Origin of the sequence: Glutamicibacter sp. NPDC087673, from assembly GCF_044743255.1 — a bacterium.
Lineage (GTDB): Bacteria > Actinomycetota > Actinomycetes > Actinomycetales > Micrococcaceae > Glutamicibacter.
This window is the reverse complement of record NZ_JBIUWB010000001.1, coordinates 173,098-192,730: the sequence shown is the minus strand read 5'-3', so window position 1 is coordinate 192,730 and position 19,633 is coordinate 173,098. Positions and strand designations below refer to the sequence as shown.

Below are 19,633 nucleotides of genomic sequence, written 5' to 3'. Positions count from 1 at the left end.
AGGGAACTTCTGATGATCCCGTCGAAATGGATTGGGAATCATCTTACGGTCAAGGATCACCCCGGCTACCCGGTAATTGTCCACTTCCCGATGCAACGGGACAGGGATCCTATTCTCAAGATCACGCAGGTCCGCGAGCGGCTCCGAGCGTTGAGCGCCGATTCCCGGATGGAATTGTTCCGCCATATTTCGGCTGAACCAATGACGACGTCGGAACTTGCATCGCGCATGGGACAACCCGCGGCGCAGATCTCCCGTTCCTTGCGGGTTCTGCGGGAGGCTGACCTCGTTGTTTCGGAGCGCAAGGGGAAACTTGTGTATCACCGGATTGACACCAAGACGGTCCTCAGCCTTGGACCGGATCTCTTGTCCACACTGACTCGGTGACCGGCGGCCGGGCAAAATGCCATGGCCAAAGGGCGGCTAACGATTGTCTGAAATTGGTTAATCATCCTCATATAGCTCAACATCTGTAATAGAAATCACTAGTGGGCGATCCGCCCCATCGTTACCGAGCGCAATGGGAGCTTGGCACGGACCCGCTACTGGAGGAACCATGACTATCACTGAGTCCATAACCCGAAAAGAGCCGCTGGGAATCAGATTCCTGGCGCGACTCGAACGCGCGGGCAACGCCCTGCCGCATCCGTTTTGGCTGTTTTGGATCCTGTTCGCGGTTCTGGCTGTAGCCAGCTGGATACTTTCCCGTACAGGGGTCGAAGTTGTTGACCCAGCGACGGGCGAAACGGTGGGGGTCAATAGTGCGTTGTCGGTAGGTGCCATACGGGATCTGCTAACTGGCGCGGAAGAATCGTTCGTCACCTTCGGTCCGCTGGGCACAGTGCTGATCGTGATGCTAGGTGTCGCTGTTGCCGACAGGTCCGGACTCTTCGAAGTGATGGCACGACGTGCATTGAGTAACGTGTCGCCGCGGTACGTCGTCTTCGCCGTGGCATTAGGCGGTGCCTTATCCAAGTTCCTCTCGGACTCCGCTTATGTAGTACTGATTCCCTTGGGTGCGGTGGCTTTTAAAGCGGTGGGCCGCTCTCCGATGCTTGGCATGATCGTCGCGTTCGTATCGATTAATGCAGCCGGCGATGCCAATCCGTTGATTGCACCCGGCGACGTGGTATTCGCCAAAGTGGCAACGGAAGCCGCACAAATCATCGACCCGGCAACTACTGTTCGTGCGACGGATAATATGTACTTCACCACGGTTTCGGCCTTGGTCTTGGCGGTCACGGTCACCGTGGTTACGGAGCTGATTCTGAAACGGCGGGAAGGGACGCTTATCGTCGAAGCTACCGAGGTGCCGCCAGGCGACAGCCGGGCAGCGGGACTGCGCCTGACCGATGTGGCCGAGCGTCGTGGCCTTCGCACCACTGGTGTGGTGGCATTGGTTTTCGTGGCCGTGCTGGCTGTGGCAGTAGCGATTCCGGCGTCACCGCTGCGAGGCGAGAACGGCGAGTTCCTTGAGTCGCCATTCTTGAACGGAATAGCATTCTTCCTGTCCTTGTTCTTCCTGGCCATCGGGACAGCTTTTGCCAAGAGCTCTGGTCAGCTGGCGTCCAATGCGGACATTCCCCAGTTCATGGCCGACGGAGTACGTGCCATCGCGCCATTGATTGTCCTGTTCTTCGCGGTGTCGCAATTCCTGGCCCTGTTCAAGTACACGAAAATCAGCACCGTGGTCGCAGTAATGGGCTCCGATACGATCAAGGGGCTGGGGATCAACACGGTCGGGCTGTTCCTGATCGTCGTGTTGGGCGTTGCGACCTTGAACCTGCTGATTACTTCAGGGCAAGCGTTGTGGGCACTGGTGGCACCGGTAATCGTCCCCATGATGATGCTATTGGGCACCAATCCGGCGACGACCATGGCGCTTTATCGGATTGCGGATTCCTGCACCAATTCCATTACTCCGATGAGTACCAGTTTCGTGCTCTGCGTTGGGTATCTGCAGACCTTGAACAAGAAGGCCGGCATAGGAACATTGATCTCCTTTACCCTGCCTTGCGCCGTGATCATGTTCGTGGTTTGGCTGGCACTTTTCTTGGCATGGTGGGCGCTGGGCATCCCGTTGGGCCCGGGTGCCCCCGTTCGCTAATACAGGGGCATGGAATTGCAGCGCTGAGAAGCAAATTCGAATTGAAGCTGCTACGGATGCCCAGTATTAAAAAGTTCCGCCCCGGATTGCTCCGGGGCGGAACTCGTTTAAGCCGTCGTTCGGGAAGCTTGCGCCACCGGATTACTTCTTCAAGTGGTCAACCAGCTGCGAAGCGATGCCATTGTAGCTGCCCGGGGTCAGCGACTGCAGGCGGGTTTCGGCTTCAGCCGACAGGCCCAGTTCGCCAACGAATTCCTTCAGGCGGGCCGCATCCACGCGGTGGCCGCGGGTCAGGTCCTTCAGGCGCTCGTACGGGTTATCCATGCCTTCGACACCGGCGATAGCCTCGGCGCGCATGACCATCTGGATGGCCTCTGCAAGGACCTCCCAGTTGTGGTCCAAGTCGTCAGCCAGCACGGCTTCGGCGACAGACAGTCGATCCAAGCCCTTGGCAACGTTGGAGATCGCCAAAACCGAGTGGCCGATAGCGGTACCGATGTTGCGCTGCGAAGAGGAGTCGGTCAGGTCGCGCTGCCAGCGGCTGGTGACCAGGGTGGAACCCAGGGTGTTCAGCAGGCCGTTGGAGATCTCCAGGTTAGCTTCAGCGTTCTCGAAGCGGATCGGGTTGACCTTGTGCGGCATGGTCGAGGATCCGGTGGCGCCGGCCACTGGGATCTGCGCGAAGTAGCCGATGGAGATGTAGCTCCAGACATCGGTGCACAGGTTGTGCAGAATGCTGTTGAAGCGTGCAATGTCTGCGTAGACCTCTGCCTGCCAGTCGTGGGATTCGATCTGGGTGGTCAGCGGGTTCCAGGTCAGGCCCAGGTGCTCAACGAAACCCTTGGAGATCTGCTGCCAGTCAGCGGTAGGGACCGAAGCGTAGTGGGCAGCATAGGTGCCGGTAGCGCCGTTGATCTTGCCCAGGTACTCGGTCTTCTCGACGCGGTCCAGCTGGCGGGTCAGGCGCCACGCCAGAACTGCCAGTTCCTTGCCCAAGGTAGTTGGGGTGGCTGGCTGGCCGTGGGTGCGCGAGAGCATCGGCACGTCGCGGGAGTCCTCGGCCATCTTGGCCAGCTGTGCCACCAGGTCGCGGGCTGCCGGCAGCCATACCTGCTGCACGCCACCCTGGACGCCCAGAGCGTAGGACAGATTGTTGATGTCTTCAGAGGTGCAACCGAAATGCACCAGCGGCTTGAGGTTGCCAATGCCGATCGCTTCCAGGCGGTTAGCGATGTAGTACTCGACAGCCTTCACATCGTGAACGGTGACAGCTTCGATCTCTGCCAGTTCCTTCACGGAATCAGCGTTGAAATCGGTGACGATCTTGCGCAGTGCTGCCTTCTGTTCCGCAGAAAGCGGGGAGGTGCCTGGAAGAACGGAGTTATCGGTCAAGTGGATCAGCCATTCAATTTCAACGTGAACGCGATCGCGGTTCAAAGCCGCTTCGGAAAGGTAGTCGACCAGCGGTGCCACGGCGCTGCGGTAGCGTCCGTCGAGGGCAGTCAAAGCCAGTGGTTCATTAGCAAGGGAAGTGCGCGCAATCTCAGCCATACTCATATTCTTCCATCCTCGGCGCTACATCACATCTTTTACTTCACTGCTGTTTCCACAACCGGTCGCCAAACGTGCTGGTGCCCCATTGTTGCTGTCCATGATGGTGGACAAATTCTCAAGGATGCGGAGCAAGGAAATGATGTTTCAAGCGACGCTGCTGACGGTGGCAAGTCAGCTCGATGACGCCCAGAAAACCACTAAGTTTGCCATCGCACAGTTGGGTTCAATCCGGGCATTGACTTGGAATTCAAAGGCTGGCAAGGCGTTTCTAGACAATGTTGAGGAGCTGAGCCAGCGACTGGAAATGCTCAATGGCGAGCTGAACAACGCTGAAGAGTACTTGGGGGTTGCCATGCGTGAGATCCAAAACCTCGAAGCGCAAATCATGAACCAGAGAATGGCCTCGTAGCCATGGGATATGAAGTCAATTACAACGAGCCGGATTACGCCCAGGCAGGGGAAATCTGCCAGCGGGTTGCTCGCGACATCAATGGCATATCCGACGCTTTACTCAGGGCCGCGCACGCTGCGGACAGTTGCCAGGGGGACCTGAATCTGCAGTGCATGGCGGCAGGCATTGAAGCCAGGGGCTATGGCATCGGGCATCTAGGCGATTTGATCAGAGACAGCTATCAGCAGGCCAGGGAAGGCGAAATCACAGCGTTCGAACTTACCGGAAAGGTCTCTGCGGCCATGCGGAATTATGAGGTTGCCGAAGCCGCAGTTGAACGGATGATGCTCGTAAGCACCAGCGCAGTACTGGTCGGGGACTTCATATCCAAGACCCGCGATAACGGCTGGCGTCCGCCGAGGGAAAGCATGGAGACCTTTTTGCGCTTGCTGATGTCCTACATCCCGCACTGGCCCTTGGCGCCGAATATGACCTTGACCGAGCAAATCGAAGGTACCGCCAAGTCGCTGTCGCGGATTATGCGGCTGCTGGGGTCAAACCGGAATACCGAAATAGAGCTCGCAGGGCAAGATCCAGCTCAGACGGTTGAACTGGATGGCAAGATGAGAAGCTATTTCCAGCTGCACGAAAAGCTGGAGGGCGAAGGCACGGAGAACAACGGAAAGATCATGATCGTCGAAGCTGACGATGATACTTATATCGCGCTCTTTCCGGGGACGCAGGATGACGCCGAAGTTCCTTCGCCTTTCGGCCCGGAAGGCATCGCTGACGGCTTCGGGGTGGAATCCGAGAATTTTGTGGAACCGCTCGATGAAGCATTAAGGCTCAGCGGAGCGAAAGAGGGCGATGAAGTAATCCTCTCCGGCTACTCGCAAGGAGGCATTCACGTAGCCCAGCTGACGAAGAACAAGTTCTTGAAGCGCAAGTACAAGCTGAACAAGGTGCTGACCCTTGGTTCTCCCGTCGGCACTATTGATCTGCCAGAGGATATCCGCAGCCTATCCGTAGAAGACCGAAAAGATATGGTGCCCGGCACCGATGGCGGACCCAATCCCCGCAAGGGCGAGCATTACACCACCACTTTCCCAGGTCCGCGCGAGCACATGCAGGACATCTTGCCCGAAGACGGGCTCTTTGGCCCGTCGCATCATCTCAAGAATTACGGTGACCACCTCCTGGAACTCGATGAGGACCCGAAACTGGAAATCAGAGAGCATCTGAAGCAGTTCTACCTTCCCGAATCCCCGCTGAAAATCCGCATGTTCAAGCTGGAGCGCAAGCAAAAAGAACGTCCGCCCTTGAAGGAAGAAGACAAGGAGCGGCTCAAGCACATGGCACCACGCCACTAAAGCGCTCAAGAACTGCAACCAGCCGGCCGGATCAGCATCACCGGGTATCACCGTGCTGATGAATGGTGCTGTGGATCAGGGCAGAAGATGGGACGCTGATCGGGGGCGGCGAATCGGATACTAACGAAAGAGGACGGCACCTGTCGGATGCCGTCCTCTTCTTGTACTGCGTCGAATACCGCTTACTCGTTCTCGCTCTTGACGAACAATCCGAGGACCGCAGAGACGATGGAGATGATAATCGTGCCGGCGATGGCATCCCACCAGAACTGCTCGATGACCAGTTCAATCGGGGTGAAGGTCGTCAGCCATGAAGTCAGCAGGAGCATCAGGGCGTTAATCACGATAGTGAACAAGCCCAAGGTGAGGCAGGTGATTGGCAAGGAGAACAGCTTGACGATCGGACGGACCAAGGCGTTGACCAATCCGAAGATTGCGCCAACCGCCAAATAGGCGATGACCGTGCTTACTGCACCTTCGCCGGCCGCGACGATCTTGAGGCCGGGCACAATCCAGACGGCGGCGGCGAGGGCAAGCGCATTGACGATGACTCGAATCAGAAAGCTCATGCCTTAACTTTGGCATAGAAATCTGGGATTAGGATGAACCGGAGATATCGCTAAACCCTTAGTGAGGGCTAGGCTTTGAGGTATGACTGAGAACCCGGTGACCCAAGATCAGGTGCAGCCACGCTCTGTAGTTGCACGTTTGCCCAAATACGCTGCGGGCAAGCCGCCTGCCCCTATTGAAGGCGCGAGAGCTTACAAGCTGTCATCGAATGAAATTCCCTTCGGTCCCTTGGACGCTGTGCATCGGGCGGTCGTGGAGCAGTCCAGCCTGAATCGCTACCCTGATCCGCTATCGACCAAGCTGCGCGAAGCACTTTCCGAGTACTTGGACGTTCCTGCGGAAGACATCGTGACCGGGGCCGGTTCCCTTGGCGCGTTGGTGCAGATCCTGAACGCCTTCGCGGGCCAGAACGAAGACGGCATCCAGGATGAAGTCATCTATGCGTGGCGTTCCTTCGAGGCCTACCCAATCCTCGTGCAGACTGCCGGTGCGCTGCCCGTTGAAATCCCGTTGCTGGAAGACGGGCGCCACGATCTGGAATCCATGATCGCAGCGGTGAACGAGAATACTTCAGTCATCTTGCTGTGCACACCGAATAACCCCACCGGTCCGGTACTCAGCCAGGCCGAAGTCGATGACTTCCTGGCACGGGTTCCGAAGAACGTGCTGGTTGTCCTGGATGAGGCCTACACCGAGTTCGTCCGCGACGAGAAATCGGTGGATGGCATCCATACCTACAACGAGAACGAAAATGTGGTTCTCCTGCGCACTTTCTCGAAGGCTCACGGCCTGGCGAATCTCAGGGTGGGCTACTCGGTGGCTCACCCGGAGATCACCGATAACATCCGCGTAGTGGCCACCCCGTTTGCCGTCTCCAGCGTGGCCGAGGATGCCGCGGTCGCTTCGCTGGCCCACATCGACCAGGTGCTTGAGCGCGTTGAGGGCTTGGTCATGGAACGCGAACGAGTTGCCTCGGCCCTGTCCGGGCAGGGCTGGAAGATTCCTTCCACCCAGGCGAACTTCGTCTGGCTTCCGCTGGGCGAAAATACCGATGAGTTCGTCGAGCGGGCAAACGCCGTGGCGCTGTCGGTGCGCGGCTTCTCGAACGAAGGAGTGCGCGTCTCCATCGGCGAAGTTGAAGCAAACGATCGTTTTATTGAACTGTGCAAGGAATCACTAGACCTGGCATAGGGGCAACTGGTGCTGATTTCTCGCGTTTTAGCGGTCAGTGCCTATAGGCTTAGAAATTAGACAAGCCGTATATGTCCCATGCGGAATGTATTCCGTGTGGGGCATATTTATGACCGAAGGATGATAAATGACGCGTGCTGCGACCGAGGCGACGGAGCCGGATCTGATTCAGATCCTGACTCCGGACGGCCAGCGTCAGTCCCATGGAACGTACGATGCGTATCTGGGTGACGTTGATGATGACATGCTTCGCGGCTTCTACCGCGACATGGCATTGACCCGTCGATTCGACCAAGAGGCCACAGCATTGCAGCGCCAGGGCCAGTTGTGCCTCTGGGTTCCGCTGCGCGGGCAGGAAGCGGCGCAGATCGGTTCCGGCCGTGCCACCCGCCGAAGCGACTACATCTTCCCCACCTACCGCGAGCACGGTGTGGCACTGACCCGCGATGTCTCCTTCTCCGAAATGCTGCGCCTGTTCCGCGGCATCTCCGGAGGCGGCTGGGATCCCCGGGAAAACAACTTCCACATGTACACCATGGTGCTTGCAGCGCAGATGCCGCATGCCGCCGGTTATGCAATGGCTTTGAACATGGAACAGCGCGGCTGGGATGAAGCCCGTCGCGCCAAGGAGGGCAACGCCGTAGTCGCCTACTTCGGCGATGGCTCCTCCACCGAGGGCGAAACCCATGAGTCCATGGTCTTCGCCAGCTCCTTCAACGCACCGGTGGTCTACTTCTGCCAGAACAACCAGTGGGCGATCTCCGTTCCTTTCGAGGTCCAGTCCAAGGTGCCGCTGGTCAACCGCGCCGCAGGCTACGGCATGCCGGGAGTGCGCGTGGATGGCAACGACGTGCTGGCCGTTCTGGCGGTCACCCGCTGGGCGCTGGAACACGCACGCAGCGGCAAGGGCCCGGTCCTCATCGAGGCCGTCACCTACCGCCTCGGCGCGCATACCACCGCCGATGATCCAACCAAATACCGCATGAGCGAAGAAGAGGCCCAGTGGGCCCCGAAGGACCCGCTGATCCGCCTGGAAACCTACCTGCGCGAGAACAACCTGGTTGACGACGCCTACTTCGAGCAGCTGGCCGCCGACGCTGATGCGATGGCTGCCAAGGTCCGCGAAGACGCCATGGCCTTCCCTGTCCCGCCGCTGGCCAAGTCCTTCGAGCAGGTCTACGCCGAAGCGCATCCACTGATCCAGGAAGAACTGGCCTGGCATCTGGAATACGAAGCAGGATTCGCCGATGCGGCTGAGGGAGAGCACTAAATGACCACCACAATGACCCTGGCCAAGGCCATTACCAGCGGCCTGGACAAGGTGCTGGAGTCCAATGGCAAGTCTCTGCTGATGGGCGAGGACATCGGGCGCCTCGGTGGCGTCTACCGCATCACCGACGGGCTGATCGACAAGTATGGCGAGCACCGCGTCATCGACTCGCCGCTGGGCGAGGCCGGCATCGTCGGCACCGCCGTGGGCATGGCCCTGCGCGGCTTCAGCCCGCTGGTGGAAATCCAGTTCGACGGCTTCGTCTTCCCGGCTTTCAGCCAGATCACCACCCAGCTGGCCAAGATGCACGCCCGCTCCGAGGGGCGTCTGACCACGCCTGTAGTCATCCGCATCCCTTACGGCGGCGGCATCGGCTCCATCGAGCACCACTCCGAATCCCCGGAGGCGCTGTTCGCCCACACCGCGGGCCTGCGCATCATCACCCCGTCCAACGCGCATGACGCCTACTGGATGATCCAGCAGGCAGCCAGCTGCCAGGACCCGGTGATCTTCTTCGAGCCCAAGCGCCGCTACTGGCTCAAGGGCGAGGTCGATACCGAAACCCCGGCGCTGGATGCCTTCAAGGCGCAGGTGGTCCGCCCGGGCACCGACGCGACCATCGTCGCCTACGGCCCGCTGGTGCCGATCGCCCTGGCTGCCGCTGATGCCGCGCTGGAAGATGGCCGGTCCATCGAGGTCATCGACCTGCGCTCGCTGTCGCCGATCGATTTCGACACCATTACCGAATCGGTGCAGAAGACCGGCCGGCTGATTGTCACCCACGAAGCGCCGACCTTCGGCGGCCTGGGCGGCGAAATCGCGGCCCGCATCACCGAGCGCGCCTTCCTCTCGCTGGAAGCCCCAGTGCTGCGCGTGGGCGGATTCCACATGCCTTACCCGATTTCCAAGGTGGAGTCCCAGTACCTGCCGGATATCGACAAGTTGCTTGAAGCCCTCGACCGGTCTTTCGCTTACTAAGCGGAATCCAAGGAGTAGTAATGACAGTCTTTAATCTCCCCGATGTGGGCGAAGGCCTGACCGAAGCGGATATCGCCTCCTGGAAGGTCAAGGTGGGCGACACCGTTGAGGTCAACCAGATTTTCGTGGAAATCGAAACCGCGAAGTCGCTGGTCGAGCTGCCCTGCCCCTTCGCCGGGGTGGTCACCGCATTGCACGCGGCCGAGGGCGATACCGTACTCGTGGACAACCCGCTGATCACCATCGATGAAGAAGGCAACGCGGCACCTCCAACCGGCGTGCCCGAAGCAGCCGAAGCCCTGAGCACCGCCGCACCGCAGGCCTCGGAGGAACCCGGCCCGCTGGTCGGATCGGGCCCCACCGCTGATGCCTCGGTGCGCCGGGCACGCACCACCCGCCCCGCTCCTTCGGCGGCCGGTGCGCGAACCGCAGCGGTGCGCGCCTCCGGCTCCGCCTTGGCCGAGACCATCTCGCGCCGCGCGCAGTCCCTGGGTACCGCGGTGACCCGCGAAGTCGACCGCCGCAAGCCTGCGGTGGCGAGCTTCGTGGACCGCGTGCTGGCCAAGCCGCCGGTACGCCGGCTGGCCAAGGAGCTGGGCATCGACATCAACGACGTGGTGGGCACCGGCAACCAGGGCGAGATCACCCGCGAAGACGTCAATAGCTACCAGGCCCAGCGCGAAGCCGAGCATGCAGCGGCGCCAACCTATTGGGCCCACGGCCAGCTGGCCGATGCCCGCGTGGAACGCACCCCGGTGCGCGGCGTGCGCAAAGCCACCGCCAAGGCCATGGTCGACTCGGCCTTCACCGCACCGCATGTCTCGATCTTCGTGGATGTGGATGCCAGCCGAACCATGGAATACGTGCAGCGCCTGAAGAAGTCCCGCGACTTCGAGGGCATCAAGGTCTCGCCGCTGCTGGTGCTGGCCCGTGCCGTGATCTGGGCGGCGGCCCGCAACCCTTCGGTGAACGCCAGCTGGGTGGAAACCGCAAACGGCGCCGAGATCCACCAGAAGCGCTTCATGAACCTGGGCATCGCCGCAGCCACCCCGCGTGGCCTGCTGGTGCCGAATATCAAGGACGCCCAGAACCTGAACATGAAGGAACTGGCCATCGCCCTGAATGATCTGGCCACCACCGCTCGTGCCGGCAAGACCCGTCCAGAGGACATGCGCGACGGCTCGCTGAGCATCACCAACATCGGTGCGCTGGGAATCGACACGGGTACCCCGATCATCAACCCGGGCGAAGTAGCCATCGTTGCATTCGGCACGATCCGCCAGAAGCCATGGGTCATCGACGGCGAAGTGGTCCCGCGCTGGATCACCACCCTGGGCGGCTCCTTCGACCACCGCGTGGTGGATGGCGACCTCTCGGCCCGCTTCATGGCCGACGTGGCGTCGATCCTGCAGGAACCGGCGATGCTGCTGGACTAGGCGACTGAGGCGGACACCCCAAGGAAAACTCCTGAAAAAGTTTTCCTTGGGGTGTCACAGTTTAAGCTCCGGATCCGACGTACTTTTGAAGGGCAGCACACTGCCCGGGAAACGACGAAGAAACTGGAGCAAAGCATGCGCATGAATTTGGGCAAGACCCACAAGAAGGGCTACGCCGCGGTACTGGGACTGGAAGCCTATGCCGGCCAATCGCTGCCCAAGGAACTATACGAACTGGTTAAGCTGCGCGCCTCGATCATCAACGGCTGCTCCTTCTGCACCGACATGCACTCCCATGACGCACTGGAGATGGGGATTTCCGCCGCGAAGCTCTTTGCCGTGGCCGCCTACAACGATTCGCCATTATTCAGCGATGCCGAACGTGCCGCACTGCGGTTGACCGACGCGGTCACCCGGCTGGACCCGCAGCACGGGGTGAGTGACGAGGTGTGGAACAGCGCCGCTGAAGAATTCAGCGAAGAAGAGATGGGCAACCTGATCCTGGCCATCGCCACGATCAATGTCTGGAACCGCATCGCTATCACCACCCAGCTAGAACCCCCGGTGCGCTGATAGTGCCAGGACCCGCAGGTAGAATCAGGCGCGTGGAAGAACCAAGGGAATCTGCCGCACTCGGGCAGTGGAACTCGCAGCGGCGCCGGCTGACGGTCCTGGCCTACAACATGCTCGGAGCCTGGGCGCAGGCCGAAGACGTCGTCAGCGAAGTGGGCGAGAATCTGCTCAAGCTCGATCCAGCGGCCGCGCAGCAGGTGCGCAATTGGCCGGCGTACCTCACCACGCTGACCACGCGCCGGGCCATTGACGTCCTGCGCTCGGCGCAGCACCAGCGGACAGAGTATGCCGGTTCATGGCTACCCGAGCCGGTGGACCAGCAGGAGCTTCCCGAGGATGCAGCCGTCACCGCGTCGATGCTGCGCCTGGGCGTGCTCTTCCTGCTCGAAGAACTCTCGGCCCCATCCCGAGCAGCCTACGTTCTGCACCATGCGCTGGGGTATACCTCGGTGCGCATTGCCGAGGTTCTGGAGATCTCGCCTGCGGCGGCACGGCAGCTGCTGAGCCGGGCCAGCCGGAAACTCGGGCAGGCCCGGGCGCCAAGCAGGGAATCGGGTCAATTGTCAGCCCTGCTCTCGAAGATCGTTGAGGCCATCCGCGCGGCTGATGCCGGGGAACTGGTCAGCTTGCTGGCCGAGGACGCGGTGCTCTACTCCGATGGCGGCGGCAAGGTCAGGGCCGCGTTGAACCCGGTGATCGGAGCGCATCGCATCGCCCGCTTCCTGATGGGCGTGGAGCGGAAGAATCCCGGGCGAACCGTCTTCATGGGCCGAGTCAATGGGGAGCCTGCGTTGCTCTTCAGGCTGGCGGACCGGCAGGACGTGGTCGCGATCGAAGTGGCCGAGGGATCCATCCGAACGATCTTGCAGGTTTCGAATCCGGACAAGCTCTGGCAGGTGGGGAGCAGGTGGGATCCGCTGACCGGGTAGATGCGTGCTGTTCCACGTGAAGCCAGATTAGTCGAACCCCTGTTGATACAGTAGTTTCCATGACTCGTCCCCGCCGCCTCGGACCGCCGGTACCACGCAGGGCCCTGCTGGCAAGCATGCTCGCGGTCTGCCTCGGACTTGGCCTCGGCGCGGGCAGCATCCCGTCCTTGACAAGCGCGCAAGCCGCCCAATTAGAGGCGCCATCGCCGGCACCGGTCTACCCCTCGGCGACACCCGGCGGGGATTCCGAAGACGAAGGCACCGTCCGCATTCCTTCGGTGAGCTCCCAAGAGGGGAACTTCTATCTGGCGGTCACCGACGCGGCGCTCGATGATGTGGATTCAGAAAGAATCATGGATCAGGTCCGGGCGGCTGTCGATGGCCAAGATGCGAAAATCCTGCTCGGGGTGGACCAGGAACCCAACAATCTCAAGGGCGCCGGGCAGCTGGTGCGCGGGATGCTGATGTTCGGCGACAGCGACGCGCTGAGCGATGACTGGCTGGAGAACGGAAAGACCCTGGGCTATGTCGGGGAAGGCTGGATCGCCATCGGCGTGATGCTTCCCGAGAAAGCCGGGGATCCGGTGGAAATCGCCGTGGTTCCCGGGCGCGACGTGCGCGAAACCGCACCGGGAAGCCAGCAGCGGATCCTGGAGGCAGGGCAGGGCGAGTTCGCCGCCGGGGATTACACCGCGGGGATCACCGCCGTCGCGCTGGCCACCACCCAGCAGCTGCAGGCACCGCCGGACCGGACACTGGCCAAGGTGATCGCCGTGGGCGCGCTCGCCGCCGCCGTTGCGTTCCTGCTCGCATGGGCCTGGCGTGCCAAGCGCCGCAAGGCCCGGCAGGCAGCCGCCGCCGATCGCAACAAGCAGGCCGAGCTGCTCGAATCACGGATCCAGCGGGCAAGCATTTACCTGGACCGCCATCCGGTGCCCGATCCCGGCCTGACGCGGGAGAGCCGCTTGGCGCAGGTCATGGCAGAACTTGAAAGGCAACGGGCCGGCTCCCAGCCAGGGGCCTGGCGCGCATTGGGTATGGCCCCGGATTCCCTGCAGCCGCAGCAGGTCTCCGAAGCGCAGCTGGCCCAGCTGCGCGACCGCGAGCACGAGCTCTCGCTGCTGCGCGGAGCGGTGCAGCTGGCCCACGCCTTCACGGCACGGCCACGGGATTCGCGCGAGTCCTGGAACCGGATTTTCGAATACCACCGTGCGCGGCTGGAGGACCTGGCGCTGTTCCTCGATCTTCCCGGTGCCGGGCAACTGGCTTGCGCGCAGGCCGCGCGCACCGTGATCATCACGCATACCGATGAGCTGCAGCTGCTGCACACCCGCCTGAGCCGCAGGAGTAGCGGCGCGGATACGGCCCCGGGGATCCTGGACAGGCTGTGGGAACTGCGCGACGAACTCGATGGCGTCTTGCACGATGCACTGGCCCAAGCCGGCCAGGCGAGGCTGAAGATTCCCCACGGCCTGGGCGAGTCGATGGAAAGCGCGCAGCGGAAAACCGATCCGATGGAGGACGATCCCATCGCGGTGCTCCGGAATTTCGCGCCAGGAAGCGGGACCCGCTGATGCCGGCCCGCTTGATGCACGATTCCACCGGGCGGCGGTTGCACCGCCCCTTCCATTGGACTGCCATCGCCGCCATCATCATGGCGCTGGTGACCACCGCGCTGGGCGTGCGCGCGGTGCTGGCCGTGCAGGCAGCCAACGTCCCGGACCCCTACGAGGTCCAGGTGGTGGTCCGCGGCGATAACGGCTTCAACATCACCCAGCAGGCGGTGGACGCCGAGCTGGCCCGGCACCCGGTGCGTGCCACGGCCCCGCTGGAGCTGGTCATCACCGACCGCTGGCTCACGGGTGATGAACTGTTGCGCGGGCAGGTGCCGGAAAACCAGATCATCGTCTCGACCAGGATGGAGAACAGGGATCCCGGGCTAAGCGACGCTGATCAGCGCTTCGCCGGGGTGGGCCTGGACCGCAGCCTTGCAGCATCCGACGACGCGCATACCGACCTGCGCTTCGACATCGAGCACGCCTTCACCAAGAACGTTTCGGTAGGCCATGGGCCCAAGGCGGCGGTGGCCGCCGCGCATACTGCCGCCGTGCTGCTGGACGATTCGCCCAGCAGCTCGGCGATCTTCTGGTTCGCGGCCGTGGGTGCGAGCGCCATGCTCACCGCCGCGTTCCTGGCCAGCGCCCTGCGCTACCGCTCGCGGTGGGCATCGCGCCACCGGCGGCTGGCCGCGGCGCAGCGCAAGCTGGCCCGCGTGCTCCTTGACCTCGAAGCACTGGAAGCGACCTACCAGGCCACCGAGCAATCGCGCCGTCCTGCCGGCTTCACCAAGGCGTGGCGGCAGCTCGAATCCCTGTCCCTGGATGCCGCCCGCCGCGAAGCGCCCTTGGTGCGCTCGCTGTTCACCCGGGCTGAATGCCTGGAGCAGAGCACCGGGCAGCAGCTGGCGGCCTTCGAGGCCGACACGCGCAAGCTGACGGAACTGGCCGACTCGCTGATGGGCGCCGGCTCGGTGCATGCGCACCTGGCTGGCACCGGATCCACCTTCGACAAGCTCAGCAGCCCGATCAACGATGCGGCCACGGCGCTGCTGATCCGGCTGGACACCGCCCCGGGCACCATGGTGGCCGGCAAGGACCTGGCGGATTTCCGCAGTGCCCTCGGCGAACTGCTCAATGCCGCCCATGGCGATACCAGCCAGCGCACCGCCATCGAGCGCTGGGCCGAGGCCGAACGGCGGCTGGCGAAGCTCGCCGGGAAGATCGCTGCCCGGCTGCGCCGGTATCCGCGGGGCCTGCAGCAGCCGGTGCCCCAGATCGGCGCCCAGCACAATGAGCTGCGCTCCAGCCTGGGCTTGCCGCCGGTATCCAAGCAGGGTGCGCTGGCGCAGATCGCCACGGCGAACTCGCTGGCACGCGGGATTCTCGGCGATACGCTTCAGACCGACCACGAGGCAGACGGCATGCCGCGCGAGCCCGGTGCTTGGCGGCGCGCGCTGGCCAAGTTCGCCGGCACCGTGGGCACCCAGGGCGATGAACCGCCCAAGCTGCGCCGGGCGTGGACGGCGGGGCTGCTCTCTGCCCTGCTGCTGGGCAGCCTGATCGCCGCGGGGCTCATCGTGTCGTCGGTAGCCAACGAGCCCGGGCGCACCCATGAGGGGTCCGGACGGGGGATGGAACTTGACATCGATGACCAGGGAAAGCTGGTCGACGAGGCCGAGATCCGCCGGTACATGGAAGAGGACTTCGACACCCCGCAGCAGATCCTGGTTGCGGTGCGCGATGCCGAAGCTTACCTGGAACTCAAGCACTTCGACGGCTCGGAATACCGTGATTCGACGCCCGAGAGCGTGCGCACAGCGATCTTGCGGATCAAGGACGAATACTCCGATCGCGCGGATCCGGCCAACGGCGAGCTGCCCGAGGACCTGACGATCATCCCGCTGCTGATCACCGACGAGGGCAAGGGAATCGTCCCCGGGCTGATCTCGGGGGCAGTCATCAGCGGCACCGCCTCCTGGGGCACGACCGGCGGGTGGGAGCATGGAAGCATCTACGAGTCGAACTATCCGGCCATGGAAGCTGCCAGCGCGGCCGAGGACTTCGCCGTGGTGCTCAAGCAGGCCGGGTACGAGCAGCCGGACTACAGCACCTCGCTGCTGTACTGGATGCTCGTGTTCATGCTGTTCTTCACGGTGGTCAACGTGGTCCAGGTCCTCCAGTACCTGCTCGGGGCGACGTCGCAGCTGACCCGGTTCTCCCGCGGCTCGCGGTCCGTCCAGCATTCGCGCCGGCAGCTGGAGGAGCTGGCCATGGGCTTGGAGGATTCGCAGATCAATGCGGTGGCCGTGCTCGGCGCGACCGCGGCCCCGAATGCGGACGAGGCAGGGCAGCGATTGTTCGAGCGGGCCTTGATGATGGCTTGGCGCGAAGCCCAGGAGTTATCCTCGATGACCCTGGGCCAGCGGCTTGCCGCAGGCTATGCCCAGCGTGCGGCGCATCTGGCCCGGCTGGTAGCGCTGCTGGGCGAACGCGATGCCGATGTGTCGCGGCGGGCCAAGGCGCTGGTGCTGGCCAGCCGCGGTGCCGGCGGGGATGCGCCGGCGGAAGTCCAGCTGCCGGGGCGGCAATGACTCCGCCCCGGCAGTCCGGCACTGCGCGGTTCTAGCCCAGCAGCTCGGGCAGTTCCTGCGGCGCGTTGCCCAGCACCTTCTGGGAGAGGAACTCGGTGACTACCTGGTACCAGATCTTGGCGTGCTGCGGGGACAGCACCCAGTGGTTCTCATCCGGGAAGTACAGGAACTGGTGCTCGGTGCTGCCGTCTTCCTTCTGGGGCAGCCCCGAATCGGCTAGCAGCTCGTACCACAGGCGCAGGCCCTCGCCGATGGGCACCCGGTAGTCCTTGTCGCCGTGGATGACCAGCATCGGGGTGACGATGCTGCCCACCGAATGATGCGGCGAGTTCTGCTCGCGCATTTCGGGGCTCATCTCGCGGGTCCAGTAGAACGCGGCGTCGGTGGTCTTGCCGAAGCCTTCCAGCGCCCACAGGCTGGCGTGGGTGACGATGGCCTTGAAGCGGTCGGTGTGCCCAGCCACCCAGTTGGCCATGTAGCCGCCGAAGGAGCCTCCCATGGCGGCGGTGCGGGTTTCATCGATGTCCGGCCGCGCCTCGGTGGCATCGGTGATGGCCAGCAGGTCCGTGTACGGTTCCTGGCCCCAGCGGCCCCAGCCGCGCTGGATGAACTCCTGGCCGTAGCCGGTGGACAGGGCCGGATCCGGCAGCAGCACGGCATAGCCCTGGGCCACCAGCAGCCACGGGCTCCAGCGCCAGCTCCAGGCATTCCACGAGCCCAGCGGCCCGCCGTGGATCCACAGCAGCAGCGGCGCCTTGTCGGCGGCAGAAGCGGTGGCGGGCAGGGCCAGCCAGGCGCGGATGTTCGACCCGTCTTCGGCGGTGGCTGAGACCTCGGTGAGCGTTCCGGGCAGGGTAGGGCGGGAGACCGGGGAGCGCAGTTCGGTCAAGGCCGCGAATTCGCCCTGCTCCAGGTCCCCGGTATGCGCCAGGTCGATGGCTACCGGTTCGGCCGGGTACAGGTAGCTGGAACGCAGCGCGTAGGCGGTACGCGAGTCGCTGCTGATGGCCAGATCGGTGTACGCGCCGTCATCGGTGAGCCGGGTGATCTTGTCGTTGTACAGGCTCAGATGGAAGACCGGGGCGTGGCCGTTGTCATCGGCGGTCAGCAGCAGCGAGCGCCCGTTGGGAACCCACTGCAGGTCATTGACCCAGCGGTCCCAGCCGGCGGCGATCCGGTGGGTGGCGCCGTCGGCCAGATCCATCAGCCACAACTCGAAGACCGGGGCGGTATCGGCGGTGGAACGCTCCCAGCGGGCGTAGGCCAGCTGGGTTGAATCCGGGCTGATCTTGCCCAGCGTATATTCGTACGTGTCGTCGGGGGCCAGCAGCATTTCGTGGGCGCCGGTGTGCAGGTCGATGCGCATCACTCCCGGGGCTGAGGAAGCCCGGCCTTCGGGAACCTGCCATTCGGTGACCAGGAAACTGCCATTGGAAGCAACGTCGTAGGAGGTATCCTCCAGATTCGCGCCGATGCCCGGGGTGAGGTCGGTGAGCTGGGTACTGGTGGCGTCCTGCAGGCCCGGCAGGGACCCGGTGTAGTAGTGCGGGGTGGACGGGCCCAGATCTTCGTCCCAGTAGCGGACCGGGTAGCCGGTGTGCAGGATCGCCGAGACCTTCTTGTCCTTGCGGCCGGTGCGCAGTGCCGCTTCGGCGTCCAGGTCCTTGGCGCGGGAGAAAGCCGAGGTGCGCAGCACGATGGTCTGCGGGGACTGCTGGCAGATCCGCAAGGACTGCACCCCGGCAGGGTGGGAAATCACCGAGCGGGCTTCGCCTCCTGCTACCGGCAGGATCCAGCCTTCGGCCTTGGCGTCTTCCTTCGACGAGCGCTTGGCCACGAAGAGCAGGTCGCCGTTGGCGGTGAACTGCGGTTGCGATTCGCCGTGCTCGCCGAACGTCAGCCTGCGTGCTGGTGCTTCGCCTTTGGGATCCAGCGACCAAAGGGCGCTTTCGTATTTCGTCCCGTCCTCGGAAAGTTCGCTGAGGGTGGTGACGAGCTTGGTGCCGTCGGGGGAGAGCGCCAGGCCGCCGAGGCGGCCCAGGCCGATAAATGAATCTAAATTATGAAATGAATGCTTAGAGTGTTCCACTTCACATATCTTGCCACTGTTCGCGGCTGGGCACTACCGGAAATCGAAAATTACCCGGCATCGGCAACAAGATCGGGACAACTTGCAACCAAGGCGTGATGCCGCCGCCATTGGAAAAACCTGCAATTGAGTGGAGGATGAATTCAATGGGGGAGCTCGCGATGTCAGCTGCATGACCGGATCATGGATCAAGGAGTTGGAAAAGATGAACCGTGCCAGAACCCGTCTCGGCGCGCTCCCGATGATGTGCGCAGCAGCCCTGATGCTGGCTGCCTGCCAGGGAGCCCAGCCGGACTCGACACCCAGCCAGGAACCTGCGCCAAGCGGCGCATCGCCATCGGCAAGTGCCAGCTCGCCGGAGGCTTCGAGTCCCGAATCCAGCCCATCGCCAGGCGCCGAAAGCCCGGATGCGCCAAGCACGGCGGCGCCCGAGCTGAGCCAGGAGCATGAAGTGCATGGCATCCAGTTCATGACCCCGGAGCAGTGGACCGCCACCGGGGATGACTGCGAGGGTGAATGCACCGAATGGGATGAATGGGAGATCAAGGACGCGCAGGGCAAGCATGTGCTCACGCTGATCCCCACCACGGCAACCTCGCCGGATGGGGACATGTCGCTGTACGAGCGGGAGCTACTGGAGCGCGAAGAGCTGCCGGACCCCGGAGCTGGCACCGGCTTCCATCCCGCCAGCTTCATTGCCGAGTTCTGGGAATCGACCAGCCAGGAGGATGGCGAGAAGGATTCCGGGTTCGATATTGCCCTGGTCGATGACCAAGTGCTCGCCCAGCGCAATGAGAACCCGGATCTGAACTTCTTCAAGGTCGGCGAGCAGTCGCCGATGATGTGGGTCGAAGAGGACTATCTGGAAGACCATGGCGTCCCGGATGACCCGGTGAAGCAACAGGCGCAGCAATTCCTGGATACCCAGGAATATGCGTTGGTGCGCGAAATCCTGCTCAGCGTCCAGCCGGCCAAGGGCTAGGCCAAGCCCGGCACGCAAGAAAGGACCGGCCCGGAAGCAGCTC

16 protein-coding genes are annotated in these 19,633 nt (G+C 62.9%); 13 read left to right on the top strand and 3 right to left on the bottom strand.

What is annotated here, in order from left to right; all coding sequences use genetic code 11:
- Window positions 1-12 precede the first annotated feature (12 nt).
- Window positions 13-387, top strand: a complete 375-nt coding sequence (locus ACIOTL_RS00915) for an ArsR/SmtB family transcription factor (protein ID WP_400341289.1) — start codon at window positions 13-15, stop codon at window positions 385-387.
- Window positions 388-556: 169 nt separating this feature from the next.
- Window positions 557-2,107: an AbgT family transporter gene (locus ACIOTL_RS00910; RefSeq protein ID WP_388023330.1), complete on the top strand. Its 1,551-nt coding sequence runs from the start codon at window positions 557-559 to the stop codon at window positions 2,105-2,107.
- A gap of 141 nt (window positions 2,108-2,248) precedes the next feature.
- Here ACIOTL_RS00910 and purB read toward each other — a convergent pair whose 3' ends face one another.
- Window positions 2,249-3,658 (bottom strand): adenylosuccinate lyase, encoded by a 1,410-nt coding sequence (gene purB, locus ACIOTL_RS00905; RefSeq protein ID WP_388023327.1) that lies wholly within the window; start codon window positions 3,656-3,658, stop codon window positions 2,249-2,251.
- Here purB and ACIOTL_RS00900 point away from each other — a divergent pair.
- Window positions 3,639-4,070, top strand: coding sequence for a hypothetical protein (locus ACIOTL_RS00900; RefSeq protein ID WP_133834095.1), 432 nt, complete (start codon window positions 3,639-3,641; stop codon window positions 4,068-4,070). The genes purB and ACIOTL_RS00900 overlap by 20 nt on opposite strands.
- A 2-nt stretch (window positions 4,071-4,072) precedes the next feature.
- Entirely contained in the window at window positions 4,073-5,422 is a 1,350-nt protein-coding gene (locus ACIOTL_RS00895; protein WP_400341288.1) for a hypothetical protein, read from the top strand.
- A 182-nt stretch (window positions 5,423-5,604) separates the two neighbouring features.
- Here ACIOTL_RS00895 and ACIOTL_RS00890 read toward each other — a convergent pair whose 3' ends face one another.
- Complete coding sequence (locus ACIOTL_RS00890) at window positions 5,605-5,991, bottom strand: phage holin family protein (RefSeq protein WP_105656214.1); 387 nt, start codon at window positions 5,989-5,991, stop codon at window positions 5,605-5,607.
- 82 nt (window positions 5,992-6,073) lie between these two features.
- Between ACIOTL_RS00890 and ACIOTL_RS00885 the strand changes: the two genes are divergently transcribed.
- The 8 genes from ACIOTL_RS00885 (at window position 6,074) to ACIOTL_RS00850 (ending at window position 16,519) form a co-directional block, all read left to right on the top strand.
- Window positions 6,074-7,183, top strand: coding sequence for a histidinol-phosphate transaminase (locus tag ACIOTL_RS00885; protein ID WP_332489307.1), 1,110 nt, complete (start codon window positions 6,074-6,076; stop codon window positions 7,181-7,183).
- A 127-nt stretch (window positions 7,184-7,310) separates the two neighbouring features.
- Window positions 7,311-8,453, top strand: a complete 1,143-nt coding sequence (gene pdhA / locus ACIOTL_RS00880; protein WP_105656216.1) for a pyruvate dehydrogenase (acetyl-transferring) E1 component subunit alpha — start codon at window positions 7,311-7,313, stop codon at window positions 8,451-8,453.
- Window positions 8,454-9,431 carry an alpha-ketoacid dehydrogenase subunit beta gene (locus ACIOTL_RS00875; protein WP_133834092.1) on the top strand — a complete coding sequence of 326 codons (978 nt, stop codon included), beginning with the start codon at window positions 8,454-8,456 and terminating at the stop codon, window positions 9,429-9,431.
- 20 nt (window positions 9,432-9,451) lie between these two features.
- The gene (locus tag ACIOTL_RS00870) at window positions 9,452-10,867 is read left to right on the top strand and encodes a dihydrolipoamide acetyltransferase family protein (RefSeq protein WP_332489306.1); all 1,416 of its coding nucleotides are present in this window, start codon (window positions 9,452-9,454) and stop codon (window positions 10,865-10,867) included.
- Window positions 10,868-11,002: 135 nt separating this feature from the next.
- Window positions 11,003-11,440 (top strand): carboxymuconolactone decarboxylase family protein, encoded by a 438-nt coding sequence (locus tag ACIOTL_RS00865; protein ID WP_400341287.1) that lies wholly within the window; start codon window positions 11,003-11,005, stop codon window positions 11,438-11,440.
- A 32-nt stretch (window positions 11,441-11,472) separates the two neighbouring features.
- Entirely contained in the window at window positions 11,473-12,369 is an 897-nt protein-coding gene (locus ACIOTL_RS00860) for a sigma-70 family RNA polymerase sigma factor (protein WP_400341286.1), read from the top strand.
- A 59-nt stretch (window positions 12,370-12,428) separates the two neighbouring features.
- Complete coding sequence (locus ACIOTL_RS00855; RefSeq protein ID WP_400341285.1) at window positions 12,429-13,943, top strand: hypothetical protein; 1,515 nt, start codon at window positions 12,429-12,431, stop codon at window positions 13,941-13,943.
- Window positions 13,943-16,519 carry a hypothetical protein gene (locus tag ACIOTL_RS00850; RefSeq protein WP_400341284.1) on the top strand — a complete coding sequence of 859 codons (2,577 nt, stop codon included), beginning with the start codon at window positions 13,943-13,945 and terminating at the stop codon, window positions 16,517-16,519. Before ACIOTL_RS00855 ends, ACIOTL_RS00850 begins: the two co-directional genes overlap by 1 nt.
- 31 nt (window positions 16,520-16,550) lie before the next feature.
- Here ACIOTL_RS00850 and ACIOTL_RS00845 read toward each other — a convergent pair whose 3' ends face one another.
- The gene (locus ACIOTL_RS00845; RefSeq protein WP_388023310.1) at window positions 16,551-18,608 is read right to left on the bottom strand and encodes a S9 family peptidase; all 2,058 of its coding nucleotides are present in this window, start codon (window positions 18,606-18,608) and stop codon (window positions 16,551-16,553) included.
- A 205-nt stretch (window positions 18,609-18,813) separates the two neighbouring features.
- On the opposite strand from ACIOTL_RS00845, the gene ACIOTL_RS00840 reads away from it, so the two are divergent.
- Window positions 18,814-19,590 (top strand): hypothetical protein, encoded by a 777-nt coding sequence (locus ACIOTL_RS00840; protein ID WP_388023308.1) that lies wholly within the window; start codon window positions 18,814-18,816, stop codon window positions 19,588-19,590.
- Window positions 19,591-19,633 lie beyond the last annotated feature (43 nt).